Origin of the sequence: Burkholderia sp. Bp8963 (assembly GCF_003854275.1) — a bacterium.
Taxonomy (GTDB): Bacteria; Pseudomonadota; Gammaproteobacteria; order Burkholderiales; family Burkholderiaceae; genus Burkholderia.
On sequence record NZ_QTQP01000083.1, the window covers coordinates 1 to 20,056 of the forward strand.

23 protein-coding genes and 1 pseudogene are annotated in these 20,056 nt (G+C 64.3%); 12 read left to right on the plus strand and 12 right to left on the minus strand.

Annotated features, from left to right (window positions below; translation table 11 throughout):
* Positions 1-194 (plus strand): annotated as a pseudogene (locus tag DID96_RS35500) (hypothetical protein); the annotation flags it as partial.
* A gap of 223 nt (positions 195-417) precedes the next feature.
* Here the strand turns inward: DID96_RS35500 and DID96_RS35505 are convergent.
* The 10 genes from DID96_RS35505 to DID96_RS35550 form a co-directional block, all read right to left on the minus strand.
* Positions 418-996, minus strand: coding sequence for a TerD family protein (locus DID96_RS35505; RefSeq protein ID WP_124603848.1), 579 nt, complete (start codon positions 994-996; stop codon positions 418-420).
* A gap of 40 nt (positions 997-1,036) precedes the next feature.
* On the minus strand, positions 1,037-1,612 hold the full coding sequence (locus DID96_RS35510; RefSeq protein WP_124603849.1) for a TerD family protein: 576 nt from the start codon (positions 1,610-1,612) through the stop codon (positions 1,037-1,039).
* 82 nt (positions 1,613-1,694) lie between these two features.
* Complete coding sequence (locus DID96_RS35515; RefSeq protein WP_124603850.1) at positions 1,695-2,144, minus strand: tellurite resistance TerB family protein; 450 nt, start codon at positions 2,142-2,144, stop codon at positions 1,695-1,697.
* 48 nt (positions 2,145-2,192) lie between these two features.
* Entirely contained in the window at positions 2,193-3,389 is a 1,197-nt protein-coding gene (locus DID96_RS35520) for a TerD family protein (protein ID WP_124603851.1), read from the minus strand.
* Positions 3,386-3,979, minus strand: a complete 594-nt coding sequence (locus DID96_RS35525; protein ID WP_124603852.1) for a TerD family protein — start codon at positions 3,977-3,979, stop codon at positions 3,386-3,388. Before DID96_RS35525 ends, DID96_RS35520 begins: the two co-directional genes overlap by 4 nt.
* Before the next feature lie 2 nt (positions 3,980-3,981).
* Positions 3,982-5,016 (minus strand): HpcH/HpaI aldolase/citrate lyase family protein, encoded by a 1,035-nt coding sequence (locus DID96_RS35530; protein WP_260464138.1) that lies wholly within the window; start codon positions 5,014-5,016, stop codon positions 3,982-3,984.
* Positions 5,013-6,110 (minus strand): cysteine protease StiP domain-containing protein, encoded by a 1,098-nt coding sequence (locus tag DID96_RS35535; protein WP_124603853.1) that lies wholly within the window; start codon positions 6,108-6,110, stop codon positions 5,013-5,015. Before DID96_RS35535 ends, DID96_RS35530 begins: the two co-directional genes overlap by 4 nt.
* Complete coding sequence (locus DID96_RS35540; protein ID WP_124603854.1) at positions 6,103-6,861, minus strand: trehalose phosphatase; 759 nt, start codon at positions 6,859-6,861, stop codon at positions 6,103-6,105. Before DID96_RS35540 ends, DID96_RS35535 begins: the two co-directional genes overlap by 8 nt.
* The gene (locus DID96_RS35545; RefSeq protein WP_124603855.1) at positions 6,851-7,978 is read right to left on the minus strand and encodes a phosphoribosyltransferase domain-containing protein; all 1,128 of its coding nucleotides are present in this window, start codon (positions 7,976-7,978) and stop codon (positions 6,851-6,853) included. The genes DID96_RS35540 and DID96_RS35545 overlap by 11 nt, the downstream gene beginning before the upstream one ends.
* Positions 7,979-8,048: 70 nt before the next feature.
* The gene (locus DID96_RS35550; RefSeq protein ID WP_260464139.1) at positions 8,049-9,230 is read right to left on the minus strand and encodes a trypsin-like peptidase domain-containing protein; all 1,182 of its coding nucleotides are present in this window, start codon (positions 9,228-9,230) and stop codon (positions 8,049-8,051) included.
* Positions 9,231-9,732: 502 nt separating this feature from the next.
* Between DID96_RS35550 and DID96_RS35555 the strand changes: the two genes are divergently transcribed.
* The 6 genes from DID96_RS35555 to DID96_RS35580 all read left to right on the plus strand — a co-directional run bounded on the left by DID96_RS35555 (position 9,733) and on the right by DID96_RS35580 (position 15,023).
* Complete coding sequence (locus DID96_RS35555; RefSeq protein ID WP_124603857.1) at positions 9,733-10,245, plus strand: hypothetical protein; 513 nt, start codon at positions 9,733-9,735, stop codon at positions 10,243-10,245.
* A gap of 178 nt (positions 10,246-10,423) precedes the next feature.
* Positions 10,424-11,569, plus strand: coding sequence for a c-type cytochrome (locus DID96_RS35560; RefSeq protein WP_124603858.1), 1,146 nt, complete (start codon positions 10,424-10,426; stop codon positions 11,567-11,569).
* Between the two features lie 13 nt (positions 11,570-11,582).
* Entirely contained in the window at positions 11,583-13,337 is a 1,755-nt protein-coding gene (gene ctaD, locus DID96_RS35565; protein ID WP_124603859.1) for a cytochrome c oxidase subunit I, read from the plus strand.
* Positions 13,334-13,945 carry a cytochrome oxidase subunit III gene (locus DID96_RS35570; RefSeq protein WP_124603860.1) on the plus strand — a complete coding sequence of 204 codons (612 nt, stop codon included), beginning with the start codon at positions 13,334-13,336 and terminating at the stop codon, positions 13,943-13,945. Before ctaD ends, DID96_RS35570 begins: the two co-directional genes overlap by 4 nt.
* A complete protein-coding gene (locus DID96_RS35575) occupies positions 13,942-14,673 on the plus strand; it encodes a heme-copper oxidase subunit III family protein (RefSeq protein WP_124603861.1) in 732 nt (243 codons plus the stop codon). Before DID96_RS35570 ends, DID96_RS35575 begins: the two co-directional genes overlap by 4 nt.
* 8 nt (positions 14,674-14,681) lie before the next feature.
* Complete coding sequence (locus DID96_RS35580) at positions 14,682-15,023, plus strand: cytochrome C oxidase subunit IV family protein (protein ID WP_124603862.1); 342 nt, start codon at positions 14,682-14,684, stop codon at positions 15,021-15,023.
* A 19-nt stretch (positions 15,024-15,042) separates the two neighbouring features.
* Here DID96_RS35580 and DID96_RS35585 read toward each other — a convergent pair whose 3' ends face one another.
* The gene (locus tag DID96_RS35585) at positions 15,043-15,657 is read right to left on the minus strand and encodes an HAD family hydrolase (RefSeq protein WP_124603863.1); all 615 of its coding nucleotides are present in this window, start codon (positions 15,655-15,657) and stop codon (positions 15,043-15,045) included.
* 321 nt (positions 15,658-15,978) lie between these two features.
* On the opposite strand from DID96_RS35585, the gene DID96_RS35590 reads away from it, so the two are divergent.
* From DID96_RS35590 to DID96_RS35600, 3 genes are all read left to right on the plus strand, one after another.
* On the plus strand, positions 15,979-16,683 hold the full coding sequence (locus DID96_RS35590; protein ID WP_124603864.1) for a PadR family transcriptional regulator: 705 nt from the start codon (positions 15,979-15,981) through the stop codon (positions 16,681-16,683).
* 77 nt (positions 16,684-16,760) lie between these two features.
* Positions 16,761-17,579: a siderophore-interacting protein gene (locus DID96_RS35595; protein WP_124603865.1), complete on the plus strand. Its 819-nt coding sequence runs from the start codon at positions 16,761-16,763 to the stop codon at positions 17,577-17,579.
* A 172-nt stretch (positions 17,580-17,751) separates the two neighbouring features.
* Positions 17,752-17,973, plus strand: coding sequence for a hypothetical protein (locus tag DID96_RS35600; RefSeq protein ID WP_124603866.1), 222 nt, complete (start codon positions 17,752-17,754; stop codon positions 17,971-17,973).
* Positions 17,974-17,998: 25 nt separating this feature from the next.
* Here the strand turns inward: DID96_RS35600 and DID96_RS35605 are convergent, their stop codons facing one another.
* Positions 17,999-18,580, minus strand: coding sequence for a phosphatase PAP2 family protein (locus tag DID96_RS35605; protein ID WP_124603867.1), 582 nt, complete (start codon positions 18,578-18,580; stop codon positions 17,999-18,001).
* Between the two features lie 454 nt (positions 18,581-19,034).
* On the opposite strand from DID96_RS35605, the gene DID96_RS35610 reads away from it, so the two are divergent.
* Together DID96_RS35610 and DID96_RS35615 are read left to right on the plus strand one after the other, a co-directional pair.
* The gene (locus tag DID96_RS35610) at positions 19,035-19,775 is read left to right on the plus strand and encodes an acetoacetate decarboxylase (RefSeq protein WP_124603868.1); all 741 of its coding nucleotides are present in this window, start codon (positions 19,035-19,037) and stop codon (positions 19,773-19,775) included.
* A gap of 52 nt (positions 19,776-19,827) precedes the next feature.
* Positions 19,828-20,056 (plus strand): SDR family NAD(P)-dependent oxidoreductase (locus tag DID96_RS35615; RefSeq protein ID WP_124603869.1); only part of this gene is annotated, 229 nt, incomplete at its 3' end.

A 20,056-nucleotide genomic window follows, 5' to 3' on the forward strand; every position in this document is an offset into this window, starting at 1 on the left:
TGATCAAACGTCTGGACGACGATGAGTCAACTGTCGTGGCGCGGCTAACCGAACTCGGCCGCAATCGATATGGCGCCGCCTTTCGCAGCCACAGTGGGCGTTGGGAGCCGCTGCCGGGCATGGGTTCGCTCGACGAAATGGCCGATGTGATCGTCACGCTCCTGCAGCCATATTTACAGCCTGATAATTATTAAACTTATTTGAGGGATGTTGTACTAGGTGCAACGCGCGGCGCTTCGGACCGGCGCGCCGAAGGCTCGCTGCTGGTGACGCAGCGGATGACGTGGCTGCCAAGTCAAAACCAAAAGGGCTGAGTTCCGCGCAATACGGAACTCAGCCCGGTCAGCCCCGGCCGTCAACACTGTCCCGCTTTGCGTGGGCAGTCCAGACCGCCGGGGCTTTCTCCATCCACGGCGGTCAGCCGATGTTCACGCCATGGGCTTCAGCCAGCGGCTTCAGACCGCCGGCGAAACCCTGGCCGATCGCCTTGAACTTGAACTCGTCGTTGTGACGGTACAGCTCGCCGAAGATCATCGCCGTCTCGGTGGACGCATCTTCGGACAGGTCGTAACGGGCGATTTCCTTGCCGTCGGCCTTGTTCACCACGCGGATGTACGCGTGGGAGACCTGGCCGAAGTTCTGCTTGCGGCTTTCGGCGTCGTGAATGGTCACGGCGAACACCAGCTTCTTCACGTCGGCCGGCAGGCCGGTCAGCTTGACGACGACTTGTTCGTCATCGCCTTCGCCCTGGCCGGACCGGTTGTCGCCCAGGTGCTCGACGGAACCGTCGGCGGACTTCTTGTTGTTGTAGAAGATGAAGCCGGCGTCGCTCAGGACCTTGCCGCTCTCCCCGGCGACGAAGACGGACGCGTCGAGGTCGAACTCGGTGCCGTCGGTGACACGCGGGTCCCAGCCCAGGCCGACCAGCACTTCACTCAAGCCCGGGGCCTCTTTCGACAGGGAGACGTTGCCGCCTTTGGACAGACTCACAGCCATGGTGCGATTCCTTGTTCAGTTCAAGTGGGCAAGTGGACGATCAGAAGTTCATGCCGTAGCCATTGGCCACGGCGCGCAGGCCACCGGCGTAGCCTTGGCCGACGGCGCGGAACTTCCACTCGTTGTTGTGGCGGTACAGCTCGGCGAAGATCATCGCGGTTTCGGTCGACGCGTCTTCGGCGAGGTCGTAGCGGACGATCTCGGCGCTGCTGGTCTCGTTGACGATGCGGATGAACGAGTTGCTGACCTGGCCGAAGTTCTGCTTGCGTGCGTCGGCGTCGTGAATGGTGACTGTGAACGCAATCTTGTCGATGTCGGCCGGAACGCGGCTCAGGTCGACCTTGATCACCTCGTCGTCGCCGTCACCGGCGCCGGTGCGGTTGTCGCCGGTGTGCTCGACGGAGCCGTCCGCGCTCTTCAGCTGGTTGTAGAAGATGAAGTCGGCGTCGCCGCGGACCTTGCCGCTGGCGCCCAGCAGGAACGCGCTGGCGTCCAGGTCGAACTCGGTGCCATCGGTGGCGCGCGGGTCCCAGCCCAGGCCGACCAGGATCCTGGTCAGGCCAGGGGCTTCTTTGGACAGGGAGAGATTGCCGCCTTTTTGAAGAGTCAGTGCCATGAGTACAGCTCCTTGTGGTTGCTACGGGTTACGGGTTGTCGGTCGATGCCGATGATGTGGATCGATGCCACATCCCGGTTCGTCAGAGTTCGAAGTCCGCCGGGTTCAGGCCCAGCTCCACACAGATCAGGCGACAGGCGGCCTTCTCCTTGTCATCGAAGTTGCCGTCCGAGCCGCCGATGGCAATGCACACCCGCACCAGCAGGCGCGCTTCGCCGTCCTTGCCCTTGATCTTGCTGATGGTCTTCAGCGCCTCGGCCTGACCGATCTGGAAGTCGAATTCAAACTTCGCGCAGGCGTCGGTGAAGACCTTGATCACATCGGTCAGGCTGAAGACCTTCAGTTCCGGCGAGTGGTTGATGAAGCCGACCATCTTCATCTTCTCCTCGGACTGGATCACGCCGTCGGCCGCGGCGATGAGCGCGCAGCCATTGGCTACCGCTTCCATGAAGGTCCGGTTCTTGAATTTGGCGACTTCGGTCGTCAAGGTTTCGCGCGCTTTTGCCGCGTTGGTTTTCAGCCACTCGAGCATCGTTTCCTCCTCGTTGGGCGGGGCGCTTCGGCCCCGCCGGACAGATCGTTACTTGGAGCCGGCACGCCAGCTCATCCCCCATCCGTACGCACGGTCCATCTCCTGATGGCCACGGTGGAAGTCGACTCGGCGGGTGACCTTGACCGCGCCGCCCACGTTTTCAAGCATCGCGATCGCGCACATCCCGTAGCGGCCACCCTCCTCGTTCAATCGCACTTCGATCTCGGGCTGGCCGGGAACGAAAATGGTCACCACGCCGTCGGTCGCCTTCCAGTTGGGGGCACCTTCGTAGATGAACGCGAAGACCAGGATTCGCTTGATCTCGCTCCAATGCCTGCCGTTGATGTGCAGCCATTCGCCGCCCGCGACGGAGCCGGTGCGGTCGTCACCCATGAGCTGGATGTAAGGCTCGTCATTCAGGTTACCGAAGCAGTTGCCGAGCGCCTGGATCACGCTCTTGTGGCCATCCTGCAGTTCGAACAGGCAGCCCACGTCGAGATCGACGGCGTTGCTCTTGCCGAAGATGCCGCCCAGCAGACCGCTGCCACTGCCGCGGTTCCAGTTCAGGTTCACCTTGATCTCGCCGAAACCGGCCGCGGGTTTGTCCAGGCTGATGCTGGCGCGCGTCTTGTCCAGCGTGACCTTGCTCAGGCTGACCGTCGATTTCGGCGGCGCCGGAGGAACCGGCGCCGGGGCCGGCGCAGCAGCAGGAGCCGACGTCGGCGCCGGGGCCGGCGCCGGAGCGGCAATGTCGACACCGAAGTGCTTTGCCAGCGGCTCCAGGCCACCCGCGAAACCTTGACCCACGCAGCGGAACTTCCACGCGCCCTGACGCAGATAGAACTCGCCGAGGATCAGTGCGGTCTCGTTCATGCCGCGCGTCGGAATCTGGGCTTCGACACCGCCGGTAACGCTCATCGCCAGTGTCGACACGCGGTCGAACGAGGCTTTGCTCTCGTAGATGGTTGCGGTCAACGCCACCTTCTCGACTGCAGGGTCGAGACGCCCGAGCTCCAGCGTGAACCCGGCACGGCCTGACGAACTGCCGGTCAGCTCGACAGCGCCCCCCAGGATGCGTGTCTGGCCGTAGAAGCACATGTCGCCGTCACCACGGACTTTGCCCGTCGCGGCCAACGCGAATGCGGAGATGTCGATATCGGCGCCCGGGATCGGCGCATAGTTGATGTCGACGCGAAGCTGGCCGGTGGCGACCGGCACGTTACCGCCAGGAAGCAGCGCGGTCATGCACGCACCGCCTGGATAGCCAGGTTGACGAGGTCTTCGGCAGTGCGACCGTTGGTCGACTGGCCGATCGCCTTGAACTCCCAGCCGCCGCTCCCGCGGCTCAGGCTGGCCATCACCACGCCGGTGTGGCGGCCTTTCTCGGCCAGGTTGAAGCGCGCGAGCTCCCTGTTGCTGGATTCGTTCAGGATGCGGCAGTAGGCGTTTTCGACCTGATCGAAGGTCTGGCCGCGGAAGCTGTTCACGGTGAAGACCAGATGCGTCACCTTGGCCGGCAGGCGCTGCAGGTCCACGTAGATGGTTTCGTCATCGCCATCGCCTTCGCCGGTCAGGTTGTCGCCCGAGTGTTCGATCGAGCCATCCTTCGAAGCCAGCTGGCGGAACCAGACGACATCGATGGGCGCGTAGTCGCCATCCAGCACGATGCACGACGCATCGAGGTCGATCGAGTCGCTGCCGCTGCCCAGCAGCCTGGAGAGGAAGCCGTTGGGCTTCACAGGGTCCCAGCCCAGGCCCAGGCTGACGTTGCTCAGGCCGGTACCGGCCGTTTTCTCCAGCGAGATGCTCTGGTTCTTGCTGAGGGTGAGTGCCATGATTACGCTCCTTGTTGGTCTTCAGCGTTCGGTTGGAATGGACATGTCGCCAATGGGCGGGCGTGGTTCCCGTCGAATCTCGATGCTCGTCGGTTGGCCTCTGCCAGGCGGATGTTGGGCTCGCCGCCGTCGGCCTCGGCGGGCTTGACCCCAAGCCATTTGGCGCGCTCGAGGATGTGGGTTGCCCACTTGTGATGGGTGGCAGGCTCGCACATTGCGTCGTTGTGCCTGAACACGGCCTGTGCACGCTGATCGACGATCAGCCTGGCGGCGTTGAGATCCTCCAGGCTGACGCGCAGCGCGTCCTGGATGAGACCGATCTGGTACGGGTGAATGGCCGTCTTGCCCACCAGCCCGTGGGCGATATCCAGCTCCAGCTCGGCTTTCAGGAGTTCCGGTGCGGCCAGCTGTTCGAACACCGGGGCCGTCAAGGAAAACCCCTGAGCGCCCATGACACCCGCCAGCATCGGGATGACGTAACTCATCGGGGTGTCGTACAGCGTGCGGGTCGGGTTGCGACGAAGCCCGAGACACCCCATGAGGTCATTGCCGCCGATCCGTAGCGCGATGATGCGTTCGTTCAGGCTGGCTTTCAGCGCCTGGCCCAGTTCCACCATGGCACCCGGGTTGTAGACGTCGGCAGTCTCGAGCGTGGGCATGAGGAGAAGCTTCGGGTTGCTGACCGCTTGTTCCCAGAAGCCCAGGTTCTTCAAGGTCAGCTTCGGCACCACGAAACCGTCTACGTGCTTCATCAGCGGCCAGTCGTTCAGCACGGCTGCCATGCCCGCGTCGCGGGGCCGGACGAACACGAGCGGGCCTTCTGCAGGACGTCCGCCGCGCGCGTCGATCTGCATGAGTAGCGCCTGCAGGTTCGCCAGCGCGCGTTGGACGTCGATCTCCGCTACGGCGTCTTCCAGGCAAACCACGAGCGAGCGGAGCTCGGGGAGTTTGCTGCCGAAGACCATGTCCACGATGTCGCCACGGGTGGCCGGCATGTACAGGGTCGCCCCGAGCGCGAACGGCGAAATGGCTTTCATCCGTTCACGCTCCGGATGAGGGTCACTGCGCGGTACGGACCCAGGGCCGAACCCGCTTCTTCGACGGTCACGCCGGCACGCTCGGCGAGGTGCATCAACAACTGCACGTCGCTGTCGCCGCGATCGCGGACCAGCGCATGGTCAGGCACACGGCGAAGGACGGCGCGCGTCGCCTCGGCGATGCCGGGCTTCACGCGGTTCAGGTTGGTGACCCCGAAGCGCGCGGCGAGCGCATGCGCGACGCGTTCTGCGTCCGCCTGAAGCGTCGCGCGCTGATCGGCAGTCCACGGCGAGGCCGGCGGCACCTCGCCCAATGCGCGGCGCTCGGTCTCGATCTGCTCGATGAAGTCGCGGGTGACGTCGTGCTCATGCAGGTGGTCATACACCACGCAGCCATGCAGCCCGCCTTGTGCCGGCCAGATGGAACGCGATACCAGGCCCGATACGGTGGCGCCCAGAATGCCCGACGGAATCACCCAGTCCTCCGCCGACGCTGCCAGCCACGCGCGGCCGCATGGGTCTGCCAGCACGACGAGGCGCGGCGCTTCCGGGAAGCGTCTGTCTGCGCCGAGCGTCCGCCTGAGTTCGCCGGAAATCGCGCCTTTGCCGGTCCAGCCATCCACGAAGACGATGTTCTCCGCGCCGTGCAGACGGATGACCGCTTCGAGGGCAACCATGTCGATGCCGCGGTCGCGGATGATGCTGACGCCGTAGTGGTGGGCGTCGCGCCCTATCCCGATCAGCGCGCGGCGCAGCAGCACACCCAGCGGCAGTCCGGCGCGAACGAACGAGACGAGCGCGATGCCCGGGCCCGTGCAGGCGGCATTCAAAGCCAGCGCCAGCGACTGCACGTCGGTTGCCATGCGCTTGCCGTTCTGCACGAGTGCACGCGCGTAGAGGCGCTTGTGCAGCTCGCTCGGCGCATGCTCGATGCTGATCATCTCGGAGTAGTGCTTACGGTTCGTCTGGATCAGGCGCTCCTTTTCGCGAACGTCCGTCGGCTCCATTTGCGTGGGCTGCAGCAGCACATGCACGTCGTCCGGCGCGTAGCTGCCGCTGCCGACGGTTGTGAGGGACGCGAAAAGATCACGCATGGATCAGGCCCTCCGCTGCCTTCGCCAACTGGCTGCGGGCCGGCGTGGCCCACATGTGGCAGAGGTCCATGAAACCGAAGTCTGTGATGCTGTCGCCCAAGCCCAGCACCGGGCGTTCCCCGTTTAGCGCGCGGTCGCGGCGCAACCATTCCTGAGCGGCCAGGCGCTTGGCCAGCCCGTCGGGCAGGAAGGCCAGGTTGTTGCCGTTCGCATGGACGTGCATGCCATCCAGCAGGCCTCGGGCCCGAACTTCGGCCAGCACCGTGGAGAGCACTGCGTTGTCCGATTCGTTGTGCTTGGTCACCACGTAGTGGCTCAGCCCAGCCTCGGCGACGACCCAGCCGCGCAGGGAGAAGCCGAGCGCGTCGCCGATCTGCAGCGTGGTGTCGCTCAGCGCCGGCAGACGCTCCTGGAAAGCTCCGAGCGCTTCCGCCATCTGGCCGTGCCAATCCTGATCGAGCGTGCCGTCGGCGCGCAGGATCACGCCCCCGTGAGAGCAGATTGCACCTTGCGTGAACGGCAGCTGTACGCGGCGGTAGGCGTCGACGCTGCGCGCGGTGACCGGAACCACGTCGGCAGATGCCAGCAGCCAGCTGACGAGCGCCTGTTGCACCGGGGTCATGTAGCCGTTCGGCTGACCGTGACCATCCACGGTTGCCGGAGTGCGCGGGGTGCCTTCCGGCATCTTGCGTGCGGTCTGGAACAGCGTGTCGTCGAGATCGACGAGCACCAGCGGACGACTACTGCGCATCGACGATGACCTCCGCGCCCAGCGCCTCGACCAGCGCTGCAGGCAGCGCCTGCGCAGGGGTTTCGGTGCAGATCAGCACCCGGTCGAACTGGCCGGGCTTCACGTTGTAGAGGAAGTTCGGGATGCCGAGTCCGTAGTTGTCCGGGAAGGAAAGAACGTGCCCGATCGCGTGGCCGAGGGCGATGGGGGAGCGGGTGGTGGAGCCGAAGTGGACGTCCGCGCCGGCGCGCGCAAGGCGTTCCGCCAGCAGGAAGGGCCGCCACACGAATTCGCTGGTGCCGATCACGATGATCTTCTCGCCCGGCGCGACCTGAAGGTCCGGCGCGAGGGTGTCTTCCACGTTGCGCACACCCAGGCGCCCCCAGTCGTTTCGAGCGGAGAGCCGCCATTCGCCGACGGAGACCGCGCCCACATCCGGCATGTCCGGCAGCGGCGCGGACGGGTCTTCATGGAACCGATAAGAACCCTTCATCAGCGAAACCGACGTGGCTGATGCGCCGATGGCTTTTCCGACGGCCCCGGCGGACCAGTCGGTCAGCACGCAGGTGACGACCCGCTCGAGCCTCGTCAGGCCAGCGTCCACGAGCGCGCGATGCAGGTTCAAGAAGGTCTTGCCGGTGGACGCCTCATCGTCCACCAGCACCAGCGATCTGGCCTGCAGCATCATCTCCCGAACGTCGGGCTCGACCGGCATGTGGATCAGATGGGCGCTCGCGTGGCTGTGCTCTTCGTCGAACCGGGCGAAGAGTTCGGTGCCGAGCGGATGGCGGGTGCTGACCAGGTAAACGGTATCGGGCCGGGTTGCGCTCAATGCACGATGCACGCCGGCGCCGAGCCCGACGGCGGTTTCCGCCATGCCGATCACGAGCACCGGGCCAGGCAGGTCTGCCGGGATCGCTGCGGCCAGGCGCTCGAAGCTGGCGGACATGACGGACGGGCGAACCGGTATATGCCGGCCCAACACCCTGGACACGAACAGGAAGGCCCGCTTCGGATTGCGGCGCTCGGCGAAGCCGAACAGCGCAGACGGAGGCAGGACAGCGTCGTCGACTTCGACTTCGAGCAGCCCCCGCATCAGCTGTGCGCGGAGGGATACGGGTGCGACAGGGCTTTCCATAACGGCTTCCTGGATTGGCGCGAGGTGGCGAACCCGACACCGCTTCTTCGGGATTCAAGTCGACGTGCGTCTACGGGTTCCGCGCCTCGATTCGCCATAGACATTGCTGGGCCTCACGGGATATCTGGGCTGTGGTGAAGGTCTTGCCTGACGGGGTTCTGGACGCGATCACACCGCAGGCATTCAGGAACGCCAGTGCGAGGCCGGCCTTCACCGCGAAATTCATGTTCTGGGCATCCGGGACCGTTGACGTGACCATCCCGACGACCGCACTGGACGTATCGAACAAAGGGCTGCCACTCGATCCGGGCTGGATCGGGGCTGTGAACTGCAGCAGGCTGGCGTCGTTGTGCAGGCCGAACAGCGCGGAGACGCCGCCCTGAGTCACGTGCACGCCCCCGCCGGCCAGGCCGGCGAGCGGGTAACCCATTGCGACGACCTGCTCGCCCAGGTCGCAGCCCGTGCCGTCCCTGAAGGAGACTTGCCTGAAGGCGGACGCACCCTGGACACGCAGCAGCGCCAGGTCGTTCCGGCGATCCACCACCACCGGCTCTGCGCGGTGCCGGCCCTCGAACGAAGCGATGTGGATTTCCTGCATGTCCTCGATGACATGCGCACAGGTGAGGATGTGTGTCGCGCTGACGGCGAAACCGGTGCCGGTGGCTGAGCGGCCTGAATCGGAGGCGCCTGGACGCCGATCGGGATGGGCGTCGTCGATGGCCAGCCCGATCCTGCGGCCGAGCGCGGAGAGTCCGTACGCAGAGCCTTCGGCCAACGCGCGGAACTTCCACTGCTGGTTTCGGCAGTAGAACTCGCCGATGATGATCGCTGATTCGCCGTTCTCGGAGAGATTCAGGCTGAACTCGATCTGGTCGTCGATCTGCAGGCGAACCGAGCGGAGTGCGCTCACGGGGCCGATGGCCGAAAAGGTGTACACGACAACGCATACACGGTCGGCACCGGCCGGAAGTGCGGAAAGATTCAGTCGGCAGCCGATTCTCGCCTGGCTACCGCTCCACGCCATCCAGTCCCGTTCGACCTGGAACAAGGCCGCATCCCCCTTGGGCTGACGCTTGTCGTCAACCGGGAGCAAAGCGACTGCGGCATATTCGCCGAAGGCGGAGGTGTTCGCGCATTCCAGCGTCCAGGAGCATTGTGGTGCCCCTAAAGCGGTGTTTGCGCCAGGCGCCAGCACCATCATCCCTGCTTCGCTCCTCGAACCCGAACCATACAAAATAAATTCATATGCCATACAAATGCATTCGGCATGGTATCAAACTTGAGGCTTTTTGTAAGAAACAGATTGGCGCGTCCTGACGGATCGCGCTACACGCCGTGCCGGCCTGCCGTGACGCTGAGCCGGGAAACAGCCGGGCTAGAAAGGAGAGGAATTTGGCGTGATGTGTTCGAGCGGGCAGGCCACAGCGTTTGAACCGCTCACATTGTCATGACCAATGTGAAAATCTGTGGCGGAACGACAGTGTGTGTAGCACCGAGACTGGCTACAAGCACAAGTAACCGGATTCCTTCGACGTTGGCCGATCACGCACGATCCTGTTGTGCGGCATCGTCCTCTGCCGAATCGGTTCAGGCGCCTTGCAACGCGCAGGGTTTTTGCGCCCTTGCGTTGGCACCCGTATCTGCCATTCTGAATCGGATAAGGGACGCACTTTTGGCGCGAGTGGCGCTAAAGCCAGGCGAGTGGCGCTTTCGGTGCCTGAGTGCTGAAGTGGAACTGTCGGCAAGGAGGCCGTATGGAACTGCACATTCAATCACACCATTGGGAACGGCGCCTGCCCGACTGGCTCTCCGCTGCCGTGGCCGGTCTTGCGGGTGGTGCGTTGGTGATCGTGCTGGAATTCTTCTGGTCGACCATGGTGCTCAATGAAAGCCCGTGGCAACCGACCCACAAGATCGCGGCGATGGTGCTGGGCCCGAGTGCGCTCGAACAGATGGCGCAATTCAGCTTTGGCATCGTGGCGACGGCGCTGGTACTGCACTACGTGCTCGGCGCCATCATGGGGATGATACTCGGCGCGATCATTGCGCCTTTCCGCTTCGATTCGAGCGTGGGCATGGAGGCTGTCATCGGGGTGGCCTTCGGGTTTGCCGCGTATGTGTGGAACTTCCATGTGATGACGGCCGTGTTCCCATGGTTCGTCTCGGAGCGGGGTTCCGGCCCCTTGCTGGCAAACCTGCTGTTCGGCGTGGTCACCGCCATCGTCTACGGCATGCTGGCACGGCGCAGGCAGGACACGATGCACTGACGCGCCGTTTCGCATTTCATCGGAGCAAGTGACGCCTCCATACACGCGATTCGTATATGGGGCGCGCTCCCCGTTGCGCTGCCTTGCACGATGCAGGGGAGAGGACTACCTTTTCGTTAGGGCCGCTTACGACACTCGACGAAGCGGCTCCAGCGAGTGACACGCAGCGAGGCGGCCCATGGCGCTTGCCATTGCCTTGATCCTGATCATCGTATTGGCGGTGGGGTTTCACTTTGCCAGTCCGTGGTGGATCACGCCGATCGCCTCGAACTGGGTGCGCATGGACGACATGCTGACGATCACGCTCGTCATTACCGGCGCATTCTTCATAGCGATCAACCTGTTCATCGTAGTCGCACTGGTGCGCTTCCGGCACCGCAGCGGTCATCGCGCGACTTACGAGCCGCACAACAAGCGGCTGGAATGGTGGCTGATCGGCCTGACCGCCGTCGGCGTCGCCGCGTTGCTGGCGCCCGGTCTATTCGTCTACGCAGACTACATACGGCCGCCGCGCAACGTGCTGCAGATGGAAGTGCTCGGCCAGCAATGGCAATGGCGCTTCCGCTTTGCCGGCCCCGGCGGCAAGCTGGGCACGACGGACGTGCGCTACGTCAGCAACGACAACCCGTTCGGCCTGAACCCCGGCGACCCCAACGGCCGCGACAACTACCTGATCGAGACGCCCGAGGTGCACCTGCCGCTCAACCGGCCGATCCAGGTGCTGACACGCTCGCGCGACGTGCTGCACGACTTCTACGTCCCGCCGTTTCGGGCGCGCATGAACATGGTGCCCGGCATGGTGACCACGTTCTGGTTCACGCCGACCAAGGCGGGGCGTTACGACATCCTGTGCGCGCAGCTCTGCGGTATCGGGCACTCCAACATGCGCGGCGTGGTGGTGGTGGAAGACGAAGCATCGTTCTCGCGCTGGCTGGCGCAGCAGACTACGTTCGAGCAGCGGCAGCAGGCCAAAGTGCAGGCCGCATCCGCCGCCGCGGGCGGCAGCGCCCAGGCGCTGGCCGACCAGGGCAAGACGCTCGCCGCGGCCAAGGGCTGCGTCGCCTGCCATACCGTGGACGGCAGTCCGCGCGTGGGCCCCACCTGGAAAGGCCTGTACGGCAAGACCGAGACGATGGCCGACGGCAGCACCGCGAAGGTGGACGAAGCCTATCTGCGCGCGTTCATCCGCAACCCGACCGCCCGCGTCGTGAAGGGCTTCGCACCCATCATGCCGCACTTCGACCTGAGCGAGCAGGAGTTGACCGCGCTGGTGGCCTATATCGAATCGCTAGGCGGCCCGGCCGCCAGCAGCGCAGCCAACTAGCGGAGCAGACGCAATGACCTACGCGCACACCGACCACGCCCCGCAAAGCTTCTGGACCCGCTATGTGTGGAGCCAGGACCACAAGGTCATCGCCGTGCAGTATTCGCTGACGGCCATCGCGATCGGCCTGGTCGGCCTCGTGTTGTCGGACCTGATGCGCTTGCAGCTCGGCTTCCCGGGCAAGTTCAGTTTCATCGACGCCAACCACTACTACCAGTTCGTCACCATGCACGGGATGATCATGGTGATCTACCTGCTGACGGCGCTGTTCCTGGGCGGCTTCGGCAATTACCTGATCCCGCTGATGCTGGGCGCACGCGACATGGTGTTCCCGTTTCTCAACATGCTGAGCTACTGGGTCTACCTGCTGGCCGTGCTGGTGCTGGTGGCGAGCTTCTTCGTGCCGGGCGGGCCGACCGGCGCGGGCTGGACACTGTATCCGCCACAGGCCATCCTGCCGGGCACGCCGGGCGTCGAATGGGGCATCGTGTTGATGCTGGTATCGCTGGCGATCTTCATCATCGCGGCAACGATGGGCGGCCTGAATTACGTGACCACCACGCTGCAGGCGCGCACGCGCGGCATGACGCTGATGCGCATGCCGCTCACGGTGTGGGGCATCTTCATCGCGACCATCATGGCGCTGCTGGCATTTCCGGCGCTGTTCGTATCGGCGGTGATGATGCTGCTCGACAGGACACTCGGCACCAGCTTCTTCGTGCCGGCCGTGGTGTCGATGGGGCAGACGCTCACGCATGCCGGCGGCAGCCCGCTGCTGTTCCAGCACCTGTTCTGGTTCTTCGGGCATCCGGAGGTCTACATCGTCGCGCTGCCGGCCTTCGGCATCGTGTCGGACCTCATCAGTACGCACGCGCGCAAGAACATCTTCGGCTACAAGATGATGGTGTGGGCCATCATCATCATCGGCGCGTTGAGCTTCGTGGTCTGGGCGCACCACATGTTCGTCGCCGGCATGAACCCGTACTTCGGCTTCTTCTTTGCCACTACCACGCTCATCATCGCCGTCCCGACCGCCCTCAAGGTCTACAACTGGGTGCTGACGCTGTGGCGCGGCGATATCCACCTGACCGTGCCGATGCTGTTTGCCATCGGCTTCGTCAGCACCTTCGTGCTGGGCGGGCTGACGGGGCTCTACCTCGGCAACGTGAGCGTGGACATTCCACTGTCGAACACGTACTTCGTGGTCGCGCACTTCCATATGGTGATGGCCGTGTCGCCGATCCTGGTGGTGTTTGGCGGCATCTACCACTGGTATCCGAAGGTGACGGGCCGCATGCTCAACGACACGCTCGGGCACGCGCACTTCTGGATCACCTTCGTCGGTACCTATGCGATCTACTTCCCGATGCATTATCTCGGCATCCTCGGCATGCCGCGGCGGTATTACGCGTATGAGGGCTACAGCTTCATTCCGCATTCGGCGCAGACGCTCAACACGTTCATCACCGTCGTTGCGCTGATCGTTGCGGTGGCGCAGTTGCTGTTCCTGTACAACCTGGCGTGGAGCCTCGTGCGCGGCAAGCGTGCCGACAGCAACCCGTGGCGGGCCACCACACTGGAATGGCAGACGCCGCAAACGCCGCCCGTGCACGGCAACTGGGGCGCCGCGCCGCCCGTCGTCTACCGCTGGGCGTACGAATACAGCCCGCCGGGGCAAGACGAAGATTTCGTTCCGCAAAACCAGCCGCCCGAGACGGCGCCTGAACCCGCCCACCCGACGCTTCAACCCGGCGAGGCACGCGAATGACCACCCTGCCCCGCCCGTTCGGTCCTGGCGCGCCACCTGTCTTGCCGAATGCGAGCCGCATCGGCCTGATCGTCTTCATGGCGGTGGCGACGACCTTGTTTTCACTGCTGCTGCTCGCCTATGGCATGCGCATGCGCGAGCCCGACTGGCAGCCGATCCCGCATCCGGCGCTGCTGTGGTGGAACACCGGCGCGCTGGTGCTGGCAAGCATTGCGATGCAGCGTGCGCGGCAGATGACCTTGCACCGCGCGGCGTGGCTCGCATCCGGCGGTGTGCTCGCGGCCGTGTTCGTGATCGGGCAACTGACCGCCTGGCACATGCTGTCGGCGGCCGGACAGACCGTCACCGTCAATCCGTCCAACAGCTTCCTCTACCTGCTCACCGGCCTGCACGGGTCGCATGTGATGGGCGGGCTGGTGGCCTGGGCCGTGACGATCGCGCATCTGCAGCGCGCGGACCCGTTCCGCACCCAGCGCGCCATCGTGCTGTGCGCGATCTACTGGCATTTCCTGCTGGCTGTCTGGCTCGTGCTGCTGGCGGCGATGTGGTGGATCACCCCTGAGATCGTCGCCGCCATCTGCGGGCCGCTGTATGGAGCCGCGCCATGACCTCGCCCACGCTCCCCACCGAGTCCTCTGCCGAATCCGCTTCCGAACCCGCTTCCATCGCACCCGCCGACGCCGGGCCTGACGGCTGGCGCGGCATCGTCACGGACTGGTCGGCCGACCGCGAAGCCTTCAAGGTGCCGTGGGGCAAGGCGATGATGTGGATCTTCCTGCTGTCGGACACCTTCATTTTCAGCAGCTTCCTGATCGGCTACATGACGGTGCGCATGTCGACCACGGTGCCTTGGCCCGACCCATCCAAGGTGTTTGGGCTCACCGTGGGCGGCCTGGATGTGCCCTTGCTGCTGATCGCGATCATGACGTTCACGCTGATCACCAGCAGCGGCACGATGGCGATGGCTGTCAACTTCGGCTATCGGCGCAACGCCACGCGCGCCGCCGCACTGTTGCTGGCTACCGCGCTGCTGGGCGCGACCTTCGTGTCGATGCAGGCCTTCGAATGGACCAAGGTGATCTTCCATGAAGGTATCCGCCCCTGGGGCAACCCGTTGGGCGCGGCGCAGTTTGGCGCGTGCTTCTTCATGATCACCGGGTTCCACGGCTTTCACGTGACCTGCGGCGTGATCTACCTGCTGCTGATCGCACGCAAGATCCTGCAGCCGGGTTTCGCCGAGCACGGCAACTTCCAGATCGTCGAGATTGCCGGCTTGTACTGGCACTTCGTCGACCTCGTGTGGGTGTTCATCTTTGCGCTGTTCTATTTGTGGTGAGGCAGACCATGGACCACACCGATCCCGCCCAGCACCCCGACGCCGCGCACGGCCAGCAGCATCCCATCGGCATCTACCTGAAGATCTGGGGCCTGCTGTTCGTACTGAGCACATTCTCGTACCTCGTGGATTACTTCCGCGTGCAGGGCCTGATGCGCTGGGTGCTGATCGTCGTGCTGATGATCGCCAAGGCCGGGCTGATCGTGTCGATTTTCATGCACATGATGTGGGAGCGGCTGGCGCTGGTCTACGCGATCCTGATACCGCCGCTGTGCCTGCTGGTGCTGATGGTGCTGATGGCTGCCGAAGCGCATCACACGTTCGGCATGCGGGAGCTATTCTTCCGCTGACCTCTTCTCGGGAATGCGATCATGGCTCGCGATTTCCTCGCGCATGGTCGGTCAGCATGTGCAGCGTCCTGATGGTCGGCACTCGCCGTTCAGACACTCCCGCGCGATCCAGATGTAATGCATGCATGCCGGATTTGCGGGCACCTTCGTAGTCTGCGTCGAAGGTATCGCCAACCATCACGATCTGTTCGGGCGATAAGCCGAGCATTTTCGATGCCGCCGTGAATATTGCCGAATCCGGCTTCAAGGATCCAACCGAAAACGACCATGCATAGGCGTCAAGGTCGAAGGGCAATAGTCGTAGCAGCGGCTCGGCATAAGGCTGAGCCAGGTTGGAAGCCACACCTATCCGAAGGCCACTGGCACGCAGATGCTCGAGCACGTCGGTAACTTCCTCGAAGAGTTCGATACTGGCCAGTTCGGCAGCCAGATCGTCTTCCAGCGCATCGAGATCCAGACCATCTACGTCGAATTCCTGTGCGGCTTCACGCAGATTGAACGGTCGCGTCATAACGAGATCGCGCGCTCGCTGGCGATCCGGGCTCGCATTGACCAGTTTCGCAAACGGCCGCCGCTTGTCGCGAATTTCGCAAAGCGTACCGTATGCATCGAACAGAACACCTTTGACTTCCACTCAGTTCCCCCGGCAATTAACCTGCCTCCGCTCTCGCTACGGAAACTCCGTGGACAAGAGAAGGTAAACATAAGTGGTCAATGTATCAGTTCGAGCTTTTTTGAGAGGAGATTCACGAACGACTTGCTGCAGTCGGTGGGCAGCACGAAGGCAATACGGGAACAAGCGTGCCTCAACGTTCTCGGGAGCCACCCATTTTGCAAACCAGCAGATACACGAAAAGGTGAACCCCCACCCCATCCAACCCCAAATATTCCACGTTGACATCCTATCTTTCGATATATATCTTTAGATATGTTTTACGACAGACAGGACTCGATCATGCGACACAACCACTTCCGCGGCCAGGCCCGATGCGACGGGCACGGTGCGCACTCCGCCCCTGCCTGGTTCACCGGTTTCTGGCACGCGATCGGCCGCCACCGCCGCGGCCGCGATCCGTTCGGCGGCGGGCCTTTCGGCAGCGGCCCCGGCGGTTTCGGGGGATTCGGCGGCGACGACGCGATGCCACGCGGCCGCCAGTTCAGCGCCGACGATCTGCAATTGCTGCTGCTCGCACTGCTCGCCGAGCAGCCGAGCCACGGCTACGAGCTGATCAAGGCGCTCGATACCCGTTCGAATGGCTTCTACAGCCCGAGCCCCGGGATGATCTATCCGGCCCTGACGTATCTCGAGGAAGTCGGCTTCGTCGCGTCGCAGGCGGAAGGCAACCGCAAGCGCTACGCACTGACCGACACCGGCCGCGCCCACCTCGACGCACAGCGCGAACGCGTCGACACGCTGTTCGCGCGCCTCACGCACCTCGCGCGCAAGATGGAATTCATGCGCCGCGCGTTCGCCGGTGAAGCGGCCGGCGCAGCGGCAGACGAGTCGCAAGGCGGGTGGCTGCCGGAATTCGTCGAGGCACGCGTCGCGCTGAAGCAGGCGCTGCTGCACAAGAGCGGCGCGTCCGCCGACGAGCAGCGCCGCATCGCCGCGATCCTGCGCCGCGCGACCGCCGAGATCGAAGGTCGCACGGAAGAGTGACCCGCGCCGCCACGCTTCATTTGGGATGAGCGTCAGCGCTGAAACGCCAACGCCCGTCGACACCGGAGAACCAATCGATGCAATCCACACCCGAACGCACCGTGACCCGCGTGCGTCACCCCCTCAAGTTCCGTCTGCTGCAGGTCGTGCGCATTCACGCGGTGTCGCCGCACCTGCTGCGCGTCACGTTGACCGGCCCCGATCTTGCGGACTTCGAATCGGCGTCGTTCGACGATCACGTGAAAGTATTCCTGCCGCCGCCCGGCGCCGAGCGCCCCACGCTGCCGGAGATGGGGCCGAACGGCCCCGTGTTCGCGGAAGGCGAGCCGAAGCCCGTTGCGCGCGACTTCACGCCGCGGCGCTTCGATCGGTCGACGTGCGAACTGGATCTGGAATTCGTGCTGAACCACCCGGGCCCGGCGTCGCAGTGGGCCGCGCAGGCGCGCGTCGGCCAATGGCTCGGCATCGGCGGCCCGCGCGGTTCGTTCGTCGTGCCGACCGGTTTCGACTGGCATCTGCTGATCGGCGACGATACCGCGCTGCCGGCCGTCGCCCGGCGCCTGGAAGAACTGCCCGCCGGCTCGCGCGCGGCGGTCGTGCTGGAAGTCGCGGACCGCGGCGCGCAGATCGCGTTCGATACGCGCGCGGATGTGCATGAGATCTGGCGTTTCCGCGACGACGCGCAGGCCGGCGACGGCAATCCGCTGCTGGACGCGGTGCGCGACCTGCCGCTGCCGGCAGGCGAAGGCTATGTATGGGCAGCCGGCGAAGCGCTCGCGATGCGCGCGGTGCGGCAGCATCTGACCGGCGAGCGGGGCGTCGACAAGGCGCGGATTCGTGCGGCGGCTTACTGGAAGCGCGGCGCGAGTGCAGTGCACGAATCGCTCGACGACTGACGAATTCGGACTGCCGACATGGGGTTCCGGCATACCGGGTGCCGGCGCCCGGCTGCGTCCGGCGCGCGAACGGCTTGGCACAGGCGCGGCGGCTGGTATATACCTACGTCTGCGATATCGCAGCCCGCGCAGTCAGGCAGCCCATGCAGTCCGCCCCCAGGAGCGCCCGGTCATGACAAAAGCAAGCCACGCTTCGCCTTTTCTTCGCAACCTGAAGATCGCCGGCTATTGCAGCCTCGCGGCCGTCGCGCTCGCGCTGTTCGTCGCGATGTGCGCGATCCTCAAGGAAAGCACGCTCGAGCGCGATGCCATGCAGCAGCCGGCAGACACGGTCGAGTTGCACGGCGGCGCCGGCCCGGCCGCGGCCGCCGAAGCGGCCAAAACGCCGGACTGATCGCGTCCGGCCCTGACTCTTCCCGCTACCGCGCGTGCAGACGCCCCATCACGACCGCATGCACGGTCTCGCCGATGCGCTCGAGCATCGCCGTCACGGGCCGTGCATACAGGTGCGCGGCCAGCGCGCCGGCGGTGCCGACCAGCACGCCGCCCGCCATGTCGAACGGCCAATGCACGCCCGCATAGATCCGCCCCCACGCGATCGCCGCCGCCATCGCGGCCATCACGAGGCCGGTCACGCGCGTCGCACTGCCGAGCAGCATGCCGGCCGCCACGCTCCAGACGAAGGTCATGTGATCGCTCGGAAACGAGCCGTCCGGCGCATGCGGAATCAGCTGCGTGCCGACGCCCGCCATGAACGGCCGCGGCGAGAACCAGAAATGCGACAGCACCTGCGCGAGCGCGAGCGCCACGCACGCGCCGACGCCGGCTTCGATCGCCTGGCGCCGGGTATTACGCACGCCGAACATCCAGGTCAGCAGCAGCATCGCCGGAATCGCGTAAACGAGCCAGTCGGCGGCAAAGATCGCGAGCTTCACGATGCCCGGTTGCGGCGCCGGGCCGGCGTTGATGGCGGAAAAGAGGGTGAGATTGAGGTTTTGCATGAATCCGGATATGTGGGGCGGGAGTGCCTGACCGGCCAACCGGTCACACACGATGCTAAAAGTGGCTCGCTTAAGCGATGCTTAATGACGTCCGGCGGGTGTCCGGCCGGCTGGCGGGCGTTGCCAGGTCCGTCAGTAAGGACGCACTTAGAACGTGCATTGCAACACAAGTTCACACAATTGAAATATTCCGGGCGGAGCGTTTCCCGTAAAGCCTCACCATTCATCCCGTAAAGGCTCACCTTTGATCACATCGCATCGTCATCGATGGCTGCGACGATCGGGACGTTGAGCGTCCATCGGGGCTATTTGCGCCGTTCGAGTCAACATTTGCGCAGTCAACGCTTTGGTTCCTGCAACAATCTATTCCAGTTGCGGCATCGCACAACGACGGCGTGCAGGCATACGATTACGGGCACTCATCCACGAAGCCGATCATCTACAAGGAGTCCACATGAAACCGAGTGATGTCCGATCGAAAGCGTTTGCGATGCCGTTGACCAGCCCTGCATTCCCGATGGGCCCTTACCGTTTCGTCGATCGTGAGTTCCTGATCATCACGTATCGCACCGATCCGGCCCGCCTGCGCGAAGTCGTGCCGGAACCGCTGCAGATCGTCGAGCCGCTCGTGCATTACGAATTCATTCGCATGGCCGACTCCACCGGCTTCGGCGACTACACCGAAAGCGGCCAGGTGATCCCCGTCGAATACGACGGCCAGCCGGGCGGCTACACGCTCGCGATGTATCTCGACGACCACCCGCCGATCGCGGGCGGCCGCGAGCTGTGGGGCTTTCCGAAGAAGCTCGCGTCGCCGACGCTGCAGGTGAACACCGATCACATCCTCGGCACGCTCGACTACGGCAAGGTGCGCGTCGCGACCGGCACGATGGGCTACAAGCACAAGGAACTCGACATCGCCGAGCAGACCACGCGTCTCGCCGGCCCCAATTTCCTGCTGAAGATCATTCCGCACGTCGACGGTTCGGCGCGCGTCTGCGAACTCGTGCGCTACTACATGCAGGACATCAAGATGAAGGGCGCATGGACGGGCCCCGCATCACTGCAACTCGCACCGCATGCACTTGCGCCGGTCGCCGACCTGCCGGTGCTCGAGATCGTCGAAGCCCGGCACCTCGTCGCAGATTTGACACTCGGTCTCGGCGAAGTCGTCTACGATTACCTGGCTCAGTAAAGTCCGCTGTCCGTTTTTTCCTTTCTTCACCTTTCACCTCGGGAATTCGAACATGAGCAATCTGAATGGCAAGACCGCAGTCGTCACGGGCGCCGCAAGCGGCATCGGCAAGGAAATCGCGCTCGAGCTGGCGAAGGCCGGCGCGGCGGTCGCAATCGCCGACCTGAACCAGGACGGTGCGAACGCGGTCGCGCAAGAGATCATCAACGCGGGCGGCAAGGCGATCGGCGTCGCGATGGACGTGACGAACGAAGAAGCCGTCAACAGCGGCATCGACAAGG